Source organism: Moorena sp. SIO3B2 (assembly GCF_010692525.1).
In the GTDB taxonomy this organism is placed as follows: domain Bacteria; phylum Cyanobacteriota; class Cyanobacteriia; order Cyanobacteriales; family Coleofasciculaceae; genus Moorena; species Moorena producens.
Window position 1 is genome coordinate 1 of sequence record NZ_JAAHHE010000135.1, and the last position, 9,896, is coordinate 9,896.

The 9,896-nt window shown below is 44.4% G+C and carries 10 protein-coding genes and 1 pseudogene; 6 read left to right on the forward strand and 5 right to left on the reverse strand.

Features of this window, described 5'->3' with window-relative positions:
• Positions 1 to 222: pseudogene (locus tag F6K38_RS23240) on the reverse strand (hypothetical protein); the annotation flags it as partial.
• A 58-nt stretch (positions 223 to 280) separates the two neighbouring features.
• Here F6K38_RS23240 and F6K38_RS23245 point away from each other — a divergent pair.
• On the forward strand, positions 281 to 3,103 hold the full coding sequence (locus F6K38_RS23245; RefSeq protein WP_063747935.1) for a CHAT domain-containing protein: 2,823 nt from the start codon (positions 281 to 283) through the stop codon (positions 3,101 to 3,103).
• 363 nt (positions 3,104 to 3,466) lie between these two features.
• Here F6K38_RS23245 and F6K38_RS23250 read toward each other — a convergent pair whose 3' ends face one another.
• The gene (locus tag F6K38_RS23250) at positions 3,467 to 4,366 is read right to left on the reverse strand and encodes a phytanoyl-CoA dioxygenase family protein (RefSeq protein WP_008185243.1); all 900 of its coding nucleotides are present in this window, start codon (positions 4,364 to 4,366) and stop codon (positions 3,467 to 3,469) included.
• Between the two features lie 86 nt (positions 4,367 to 4,452).
• On the opposite strand from F6K38_RS23250, the gene F6K38_RS23255 reads away from it, so the two are divergent.
• Positions 4,453 to 4,653, forward strand: coding sequence for a hypothetical protein (locus tag F6K38_RS23255; RefSeq protein ID WP_287251582.1), 201 nt, complete (start codon positions 4,453 to 4,455; stop codon positions 4,651 to 4,653).
• A gap of 85 nt (positions 4,654 to 4,738) precedes the next feature.
• Here the strand turns inward: F6K38_RS23255 and F6K38_RS23260 are convergent, their stop codons facing one another.
• Positions 4,739 to 4,888: a hypothetical protein gene (locus F6K38_RS23260; protein ID WP_229414522.1), complete on the reverse strand. Its 150-nt coding sequence runs from the start codon at positions 4,886 to 4,888 to the stop codon at positions 4,739 to 4,741.
• A 4-nt stretch (positions 4,889 to 4,892) separates the two neighbouring features.
• Here F6K38_RS23260 and F6K38_RS23265 point away from each other — a divergent pair, with 4 nt between their 5' ends.
• Genes F6K38_RS23265 through F6K38_RS23275 form a run of 3 tightly spaced genes read left to right on the forward strand, consistent with a single transcriptional unit; the run spans position 4,893 to position 7,892 of the window.
• On the forward strand, positions 4,893 to 5,057 hold the full coding sequence (locus F6K38_RS23265; protein ID WP_154659814.1) for a hypothetical protein: 165 nt from the start codon (positions 4,893 to 4,895) through the stop codon (positions 5,055 to 5,057).
• Positions 5,058 to 5,085: 28 nt separating this feature from the next.
• The gene (locus F6K38_RS23270) at positions 5,086 to 7,548 is read left to right on the forward strand and encodes a CHAT domain-containing protein (RefSeq protein ID WP_287251579.1); all 2,463 of its coding nucleotides are present in this window, start codon (positions 5,086 to 5,088) and stop codon (positions 7,546 to 7,548) included.
• On the forward strand, positions 7,512 to 7,892 hold the full coding sequence (locus F6K38_RS23275) for a hypothetical protein (protein WP_287251577.1): 381 nt from the start codon (positions 7,512 to 7,514) through the stop codon (positions 7,890 to 7,892). Before F6K38_RS23270 ends, F6K38_RS23275 begins: the two co-directional genes overlap by 37 nt.
• Here F6K38_RS23275 and F6K38_RS23280 read toward each other — a convergent pair.
• A complete protein-coding gene (locus tag F6K38_RS23280) occupies positions 7,864 to 8,502 on the reverse strand; it encodes a lysophospholipid acyltransferase family protein (RefSeq protein WP_287251576.1) in 639 nt (212 codons plus the stop codon). The two genes, F6K38_RS23275 and F6K38_RS23280, sit on opposite strands and share 29 nt — an antisense overlap.
• A 13-nt stretch (positions 8,503 to 8,515) precedes the next feature.
• Here F6K38_RS23280 and F6K38_RS23285 point away from each other — a divergent pair, with 13 nt between their 5' ends.
• On the forward strand, positions 8,516 to 8,728 hold the full coding sequence (locus tag F6K38_RS23285; protein WP_143764218.1) for a hypothetical protein: 213 nt from the start codon (positions 8,516 to 8,518) through the stop codon (positions 8,726 to 8,728).
• On the opposite strand, the gene F6K38_RS23290 is transcribed toward F6K38_RS23285, so the two are convergent.
• Positions 8,725 to 9,759 (reverse strand): ribonucleotide-diphosphate reductase subunit beta, encoded by a 1,035-nt coding sequence (locus F6K38_RS23290; RefSeq protein ID WP_008185238.1) that lies wholly within the window; start codon positions 9,757 to 9,759, stop codon positions 8,725 to 8,727. The two genes, F6K38_RS23285 and F6K38_RS23290, sit on opposite strands and share 4 nt — an antisense overlap.
• Positions 9,760 to 9,896 lie beyond the last annotated feature (137 nt).

Sequence of the window (9,896 nt, forward strand, 5' to 3'; positions counted from 1 at the left end):
TGATGCCCATGCCACAGCCTGATGCCCATGCCACAGCCTGATGCCCATGCCACAGCCTGATGCCCATGCCACAGCCTGATGCCGATTCCACAGCCAGATGCCCATTCCACCCACCGGCTCAAACAGTAACTGTTCCCGACTCCCGACTCCCGACTCCCGACTCCTGACACCCCACACCCCACACCCCACACCCCACACCCTACTCCCTATTCCCTGAATCATTGCATAGGTTCAGGAATCTCTCAGATATGGCCAAGTAGGGAATAATTCAATATCCGATATGAAACTTAAGCACGTCTTATGCTTGGGACTTCTCAGTGTCTGCCTCACTCCTGGGGAATTGCCTGTTGTGGCTAGATTCCTCACTTTACCAGCACTGGCTCAGGAACAAAACACTGTGAGCCCAGAGCAAGAAGGGACTATAACCCCTAGTGATGCCATAGTTGAAGTAGACAGTAAGAAAGCAGAACCGGATAAACTCCTGAACCACGGAATTAGTCACTTTGGTCGCAGTAAGTTCCCAGAAGCATTACAGTCTTGGCAGCAAGTATTGGTAATTTATAAACAAATTCGATACCCCGAGGGTGAAGCTAACTCCTTGACTAGTTTGGGTAATGCATACGGTACTCTGGGAGAGTACAAAACAGCCATTGATTACCACCAAAACTCCTTAGTTATTGCTCAGGAAATCACCGATCGCCTGGGTGAAGCTAACCACCTGAGTAATATGGGTAGTGCGTACAATGGTCTAGGATACTACAAAACAGCGATTGATTACTACCAACAATCCTTAGACATTTTTAGGGAAATCGGAAACCGCGAGGCTGAAGCTAAATCCCTGAGAGGTCTGGGTCTTGCATACGGTAATCTGGAAGAGTACAAAAAAGCGATTGATTACCACCAACAATCTTTAGCTATTGCTAGGAAAATCGGAAACCGCGAGGTTGAAGCTAACTCCCTGAATAATCTGGGTGGTGCATACTATTATCTAGGAGAGTACAAACAAGTCATTGATTACCAGGAACAATCGATAGCTATTGCTAGGGAAATCGGAAACCGCGAGGGTGAAGCTGGTTCCCTGAATAATCTGGGTAATGCATACTATGAGTTGGGAGACTACAAAAAAGCCATTGATTACCACCAACAATCTATAGCTATTGCTAGGACAATTAGAGACCTCATTGGTGAAGCTAACTCCCTGGGTAATCTGGGTAATGCATACTATCATCTGAAAGACTACAAAAAAGCCATTGATTACTACCAACAATATTTAGCTATTGCTAGGGAAAACCAATACCCGAGAGGTAAAGCTAACTCCCTAGCTAGTCTGGGTAATGCATACTATCATCTGGGAGATTACGAAAAAGCGATTGATTACCACCAACAATCCATAGCTATTGCTAGGACAATTAGAGACCTCATGGGTGAAGCTGCTTCCGTGACTAATCTGGGTAATGCATACTATGAGCTGGGAGATTACGAAAAAGCCATTGATTACCACCAACAATCTTTAGCTATTGCTAGGGAAATTAGAGACCGCAAGGGTAGAGATCGCTTCGTGGGTAATCTGGGTCTTGCATACTATGATCTGGAAGACTACAAAAAACCGATTGATTACCACCAACAATCCATAGCTATTGCTAGGGTAATCGGACACCTCCTGGTTGAAGCTAAATCGCTAAATAATCTCAGTACTATCTTTTTAGAAAACAATCAACTAGAACAAGCCCAAAGTAATCTGTTTTATGCCATTAAAGTTTGGGAATATATCCGCAAAATACTCAGTAACAAAGATGATTGGAAGGTTTCTATTTTTGAAGAACAAGCTCGCAGCTATCGTCTTTTACAAGAGGTATTGGTTGCTCAAGGTAAACTAAACCAAGCTTTAGAAATTTCCGAACATGGTCGCAACCGCGCTCTGATTGATTTATTAGCGGCACAGTTATCTGAAACTCCTCAAAAAACTAAAGTTCCTACTCTTAAAGACATTCAAGAGATTGCTAAACAACAACAAGCCACCTTGGTACAATATTCGATTGTTGATGACCAGATTTATAGTTGGGTGATTGCTTCCACTGGTGAGATTACTTTCCGTAGTAATAGGTTACCCCAAGATACCACTCTGGCGGAACTAGTCAAAGTCAGTCGTGAGCAGATTGGTGTCAGAGGTCGAGGTAATCAGAATGCTGATTCACCACCAAACCCTAACAATAGTAATCCACTACAACAACTCTACCAACTCCTGATTACTCCCATTGTTGACTTATTACCTGAAAGCGAATCAGACCGTATTATTTTTATCCCCCATCAAGAACTATTTCTGGTCCCCTTTGCTGCTCTCCAAGATGATGACGGAAATTATCTAATCGAAAACCATACCATTCTCACTGCTCCTTCGATCCAATCCCTGTCGTTCACCCGTAAACATTGGCATCGAGTCCAACACAGCAACGGAAAACCATTGATTGTGGGTAATCCCACCATGCCCAAAATTAATGTAGGACTGGAACAAATACCGTTAGACCCTCTACCGGGTGCAGAAACAGAAGCATTAACCATTGCTCAATTGCTGAAGACCACTGCTCTGATTGGACCAGAAGCAACAGAATCAACCATTGTGGAAAAAATGGCCAATGCTTCCGTTATCCATTTAGCCACCCATGGTTTACTCGATGATGTCAATGGTATTGGTTATCCCGGTGCGATCGCATTAGCTCCTGACCAACCAGACCATGATGGCTTTCTCACCAGTGATGAAATTCTGATTGGTTACGGACTACCGGAAAAACCGTTATTGAAAGCAAGGTTAGTAGTCCTGAGTGCTGGTGATACTGGTAGGGGTGAGATTAAAGGGGAAGGGGTAGTTGGTTTATCCCGTTCTTTGATTGCGGCAGGTGTACCCAGTTTGGTGGTGTCCTTATGGAAAGTGCCTGATCATGATACGGCCAAGTTGATGAGGGAGTTTTATACGAATATTTACACCCACAAATTCGATAAAGCGAAAGCCATGCGAGAGGCGATGTTATCCATGCTTAATGATGGAGATGGTAATCCAGACCCGAAAGCTTGGGCGGCTTTTACTGTTATTGGTGAAGCGAGGTAGAGAGGGTAGGGAGGGGCTGCGTGGGTCACCTGCGTCCGCACCTTGAAAGCCCCGTGGAAACCCCCTTTGGCGGCGCTGTATCCCTAAGTAACTTATGGGCTGAAATTATAGCAGTCGCCAGGGCAGTTAGGACATGACAAAAGTCTCACACCCTTTGTAAGCGATGCAGAGGTGCGACCCGTGGCGAATTTAATTCGCCAACGGAAAGCGCACCTAAGCGGTCTTGGGGGTTTCCCCCATGAGCGACTGCATCAAGAAGCGCAAGAGTTTGACTTCTGACAAATGACTTCTGACAAATGACTTCTGCTATATTACCCAGTAAGGATTTCAGCTTACATATCGCCCCCCCAGCTACTCTCCTTGTCAATTCCTGGTAACAACTTTATTGATTTTATAATTGTCGCTACCGGATACTAAAATGCAAAAGTGTTTTCTTAGATCGCAACCATAGCTATCAATGTAATTATTGTTTTGTAGTTGTGGATGAACTATTACGCTAGGTCTGATATAGCGTCCAACAATTACCCATCTTTCTTTATTGGAACAATTGGAAGGGGCACTGTGCATTACTTGCTCAGTAAATATAATTGCCTGACCTGCTTTTACCATTGGAATAGATTCTATCTCCCACTCGTTTTCATTAAATTGACAGACTTTAGAGTATCGTTTTGATTCTGGCTCTGCTTCCAAGTTTATGTCACACTTTTCTTCTTTCAACAATCCTTCTCCCAAAGAAACTTCAATGCTTTGAAATTGCTGACGATGGGAACCATTAGCAAAGAACAATGTGCCCATTTCAGAAGTAAGATCTTCCAAGGCTATCCACACAGTAATGTTAAGCACCTTTTCCCCTTTGGGAAAAAGTAAAAAAAGGTCATTTTCATTTATATTTGGATAATCTTCATAGTATTGAATTGCCTGATGCCAATCAATTCCCTCTTGTCCAGGCATTCTATGAAAAATACTTGTCCTCCATAATAATAAGTTTGCTTCCCCGAGTTGGTTTAAGCGAGACACCACTCTTTTGTCTTCAAAAATGTCAGACAAAAGCTTACAGTATAAATGATGGTTATGTGCTGTTTTTACACCAAAATCACTATGTGAAAAAGTTAAGATTTTCTGCTCGTCCAGCAATTCAATTTGGCTAATTGCTTCTATTTCTTTTCTCACAGATTCCACTTCTTGGTATGAGAATATATCAAGGGGTCCAATCCAACCTTTATGGTAGAAAGTATTAACTTGATCATCAGTTAGTTCATACATATTATTCATACCTGATCTCATAAATTAACGTGAGTTCGACGAACTAGACAAAACTGAAAGAAAGGCGCTCGACTAGGTTTGAAGCAATGAGATCTGTGCCAGCTACGACCAGTATTGTATCGCGAAAGGACATCACAGGCATTTTCTGTGAGGTAGACGATTTTTGCCAATTGTTCGAGCACTATTGGCAGGGTCGTTCCCCAATTACCTTCCATGCTTGGGGAACGACCCTGCCACTAAAAGATGAGGATAGCGTGAGATGGCTGACCATAGCGTACCCAGGGTAAACGCATCTTATTTTGAAATACCTAGTGGATATGAGATTGAGCCAATCAGTATTTATGCTTATTAATTTTGATAACCCTTGTCCAGCTATAATGCGATCGCTATTTTTCTAGTAGTTGCGTAGGGTATGTTAGAGAGGGGCTGCCACTCATTGTCCGCCTCAACGTCCAGGTTGGGACAGCCCGTCTGGGAATTGTAACGGGCAAGATGCCCGTTCCACCAAGATGCCCATTCCACCAAGATGCCCGTTCCACCAAGATGCCCATTCCACCCACCGGCTCAAACAGTAACTGTTCCCTATTCCCGACTCCCGACTCCCGACTCCCGATTCCCGACTCCCGATTCCCGACTCCCGACTCCCTGCTCCCTGAATCATTGCATAGGATCAGGAATCTCTCAGATATAGGGAAGTAGGGAATAATTCAATATCCGATATGAAACTTAAGCACGTCTTATGGTTGGGACTTCTCACTGTCTGCCTCACTCCTAGGGAATTGCCTGTTGTGGCTAGATTCCTCACTTTACCACCAGTGGCTCAAGAACAAAACACGGTTAGCCCAGAGCAAGAGGGGAATTTAGCCCCTAGGGATGCCATAGTTCAAGTAGCCATTAATCAAGCAGAGGCGGACAAACTATTTAAGCAAGGACTTAGTCACCTTCGTCGCAGTAAGTTCCCAGAAGGATTAGAGTCTTGGCAGCAAGCATTGGTGATTTATAAACAAATTGGAGACCGCCTGGGTGAAGCTAACTCCCTGAATAATCTGGGTAATGCATACAATCATCTGGGAGACTATAAAAAAGCGATTGATTACTACCAAAAATCTTTAGCTATTGCTAGGGAAATTGGACACCGCGAAGGTGAAGCTGGCTCCCTGACTAATCTGGGTAATGCATACCAGAATCTGGGAGACTATAAAAAAGCGATTGATTACTACCAACAATCGATAGCTATTGATAGGAAAATCTCAGACCGCCTGGGTGAAGCTTCCTCCCTGAATAATCTGGGTAGTGCATACGATAATCTGGGAGACTATAAAAAAGCGATTGATTACCACCAACAATCTTTAGCTATTGTTAGGGAAATCTCAGACCGCCTGGGTGAAGCTTACTCCCTGAATAATCTGGGTAATGCATACTATGATCTGGGAGACTATAAAAAAGCGATTGATTACCACCAACAATCGATAGCTATTGCTAGGGAAATCGGACACCGCCTGGGTGAAGCTCGGTCCCTGAGTAATCTGGGTAATGTATACGATAGTTTGGAAGACTACAAAAAAGCGATTGATTACTACCAACAATCGATAGCTATTGCTAGGGAAATCGGACACCGCGAAGGTAAAGCTTCCTCCCTGAATAATCTGGGTAATGCATACGATAATCTGGGAGACTATAAAAAAGCGATTGATTACTACCAACAATCTTTAGCTATTGCTAGGGAAATCGGACACCGCAAGGGTGAAGCTGTCTTCCTGAATAATCTCGGTGCTACATTCTTAAAAAAGAATCAACTAAAACCAGCCCAAACTCACCTGTTTGATGCCATTGAAATTTGGGAATATATCCGCCAAGACCTCGGTAACGAAGATGATTGGAAGGTTTCTATTTTTGAAACACAAGCTGCCAGCTATCGTCTTTTACAACAGGTATTGGTTGCTCAAGGTAAACCAAAACAAGCCTTAGAGATTTCCGAACGGGGTCGCAACCGCGCTCTGATTGATTTATTAGCGGCACAGTTATCTGAAACTCCTCAAAAAACTAAAGCTCCTACTCTTAAAGACATTCAAGAGATTGCTCAACAACAACAAGCCACTTTGGTGGAATATTCCATTGTTGATGACCAGATTTATATTTGGGTGATTGCTCCTACTGGTGAGATTACTTTCCGTAGTAATACATTACCACAAGATACTTCTCTGGCCGAACTAGTCAAAGTCAGTCGTATGCAGATTGGTGTCAGAGGTCGAGGTAATCAGAATGCTGCTTCACTACAAACCACTAACGATAGTAATCGACTACACCAACTCTACCAACTGCTGATTACTCCCATTGTTGACGTATTACCAATAAACCCATCAGACCGTATTATTTTTATTCCCCATCACTCACTATTTCTAGTCCCCTTTGCTGCTCTCCAAGATAATAACCACAAGTATCTAATCGAAAACCATACCATTCTCACTGCTCCTTCGATCCAATCCCTGTCGTTTACCCGTCAACATTGGCATCGAGTCCAACACAGCCGGGGAAAACCATTGATTGTGGGTAATCCCACCATGCCTACGATTAAAATAGGACTAGAACAAAAACCCTTAACCCCTCTACTGGGTGCAGAAACAGAAGCATTAACCATTGCTCAATTGCTGAATACAAAAGCTCTAATTGGTTTGGAAGCAACAGAACCAACCATTGTGCGGAAAATGGCCAATGCAACGCTTATCCATTTCGCTACCCATGGTTTACTGGATGATGTCAATGGTATTGATTATCCCGGTGCGATCGCATTAGCTCCTGACCAACCAGACCATGATGGCTTTCTGACCAGTGATGAAATTCTGATTGGTTACGGACTACCGGAAAAATCCTTATTGAAAGCAAAGTTAGTGGTTCTGAGTGCTTGTGATACTGGTAGGGGTGAGATTAAAGGGGAAGGGGTAGTTGGTTTATCCCGTTCTTTGATTGCCGCAGGTGTACCCAGTTTAGTGGTGTCCTTATGGCAAGTGCCTGATGATGATACGGCCAAGTTGATGAGGGAGTTTTATACTAATATTTATACTCACAAAATGGATAAAGCCAAAGCCATGCGAGAGGCGATGTTATCGATGCTCAATGATGAAGATGGTAATCCAGACCCGAAAGCTTGGGCGGCTTTTACTGTGATTGGCGAGGCGAGGTAGTTGGTCGGCAGTTGGTTGGCAGTGGCTACCAACCCGATGGCATGGTTCGGAATCTGTCTAAGCCACTGCCCACCCTACATCAAATTCTACTGTTTGACCCGGTGGTGCGTTACGGGCCGGGCTGTTCCAAGGCTGACTACGAGGCGGAAAATGAGAGGGAGCCCGTCCTATCACGCACCCTACGCAACTACATCAAATTGGTGGGCAGTGGCTACCAACTTGATGGCAAGGTTCGGAATCTGTCTGAGCCACTGCCCACCCTACATCTATTCCCGATTCCCGATTCCCTACTCCCGACTCCCTATTCCCACATAATCAACGTCCCAAATCATGGAGGGCATTAATCGCTGCAGCACACTGTTGGGTCACAGCTTGCAATTCTTCTCGGTTACTGGAGCTAGGAGGAGCAATCAGCTTACCAATGCGCACGGTTAAGGGTACAGACCGTGGCATCAAGGAACCTTTTTTAACAATTGCTTGACTTCCCCACAAGGTAACCGGTAGCAGTGGTGCTTGGGCTTGGGCTGCAATCCAGGCCGCACCAAGCTTGGGGTTATGAATGCGAGCATCCCGTGTCCTGGTGCCATCCAAATACACACCAACGGCCCAGCCATTGTCGAGGCAATCGAGAGCAGAACGCAGGGCATTCCGGTCTGGTGTCCCTCGTTTAACCGGGTAAGTACCATACAATTCAATAAACTGTTTCAGGACTGGCACACGAAACAATTCTTCTTTGGCCATAAAGGCTACTGGACGTCCCACACAATTGGCTAAAATCGGTGGGTCAAAGTCACTAGCATGGTTACTCACCACCACCAGTGGTCCCGACGTGGGTACGTGTTTAGCACCATAAATGCGACCCCGGAAATAGGTATGGATTAAGGGGCTAACCACTGACCACTTCAGGGCGTGATACAGCAGCAGGCTGGGCAATGGTTCGCGGCTTCTAGTCACTGAGAATTTATTGGTGGATTTGGATGGTTTGGTTTCTAGTTTACTATTTGGGGGAAGGGAACAGGGAATAGCGGATCTGGGAATAGGGAACAGCGGATCACCGCAACAGGGAAAAAATCTTGTTTACCTCACTACCGACTCCCTCGGTGCGCTTTCCGTTGGCGAATTAAATTCGCCACGGGTCGCACCGCTCCCGACTCCCTACTCCCGATTCCCTACTCCCTAAATTTCATCCCAACCACTGACCCCAGAAGACATCACATAACTAGTTACGCTAGCTTCAAAGAAATTGGCTTTAGTATGAGCATCTTTTTTAGTATCAGAAAAACGCTCTAAGTGGCTGTAGGGACTCTTTTGATAGTTTTCGCCCTTGTAAAGGGGGTCTAATCCAATAGAACGTAACCTGATATTGGCGAGATACTTGGTGTAGTGCTCAGTACTCCGTTCGGTAATCCCTAAAATATCGTTACCAACAATATGATTAGTCCAGCGACATTCATGCTCCACTGCTGTGGCAAACATTTCATAAATTTGCTCACTGGAATAGGGAAATACGTCCATGGCCATGGGGATTAACTTTTGATAAAGGCGGACATGACTCAGTTCATCTCGATTAATCATTTTAAAAATGTCCGCTGAGCCTGGCATCAGCATCCTAGAGGCGAGATTGTAGAAGTAAATGAAGCCATTATAGAAGTACATTCCTTCTAATAAAAAGTCAGCCAGTAAGGAAACAAAATAGTTTTCTGGGGTGGGATTATCAACATACTTTTGATAGAAACTGGCGACAAATTCGCATCTATCCCTGAGCACTTTATCAGTGCGCCAGAATTCATAGACTTTACTTCTATGTTCAGTAGGGATAACGGTTTCAATGATATATTGATAACTTTGATTGTGCATCCCTTCCTGAGAAATTTGTTCCGCCATACACAGACTAACTTCTGGGGCAGTAATGCTACTTTTGATGTGAGGAATATTGCAGGTTTGAACGGAATCTAAAAAGGTTAAATAGGAGAGAATCCCATCATAAGCATAACGTTCTGCTGGCGTTAAATTGGAGTAATCTGTTACATCTTGAGTTAGGTCTAGTTTCTGGGGAATCCAGAAATTCTCCCGCATCTGTTGATACAACCCAATTGCCCAAGCATAACGGACATCATTGAGTTGCATCAAGTTAGTGGTATTACCAAACCAAATTGAACGGTGTTCAGTTTTGTCATCCCCATCTGGATTAAAGATAGGGTTAATTGGCATTGTAGTTAGCATTTTTTTTCTAGGGAGTCGGGACTCGGGAGTCGGGAGTCGGGAACAGGGAACAGAGAGTGTGGGGAGTGGGCGCGGGAAGTTTGGGGAGGGTGGGGAGCAACAGCCATCAGCTATCAGCTATCAGC

Coding starts and splice junctions, on each gene's coding strand:
- F6K38_RS23245 (WP_063747935.1), top strand. CDS start 281: ATGAAACTTAAGCACGTCTTATGCTTGGGACTTCTCAGTGTCTGCCTC.
- F6K38_RS23250 (WP_008185243.1), bottom strand. CDS start 4,366: ATGTATGAACTAACTGATGATCAAGTTAATACTTTCTACCATAAAGGT.
- F6K38_RS23255 (WP_287251582.1), top strand. CDS start 4,453: ATGAGATCTGTGCCAGCTACGACCAGTATTGTATCGCGAAAGGACATC.
- F6K38_RS23265 (WP_154659814.1), top strand. CDS start 4,893: ATGCCCGTTCCACCAAGATGCCCATTCCACCCACCGGCTCAAACAGTA.
- F6K38_RS23270 (WP_287251579.1), top strand. CDS start 5,086: ATGAAACTTAAGCACGTCTTATGGTTGGGACTTCTCACTGTCTGCCTC.
- F6K38_RS23290 (WP_008185238.1), bottom strand. CDS start 9,759: ATGCCAATTAACCCTATCTTTAATCCAGATGGGGATGACAAAACTGAA.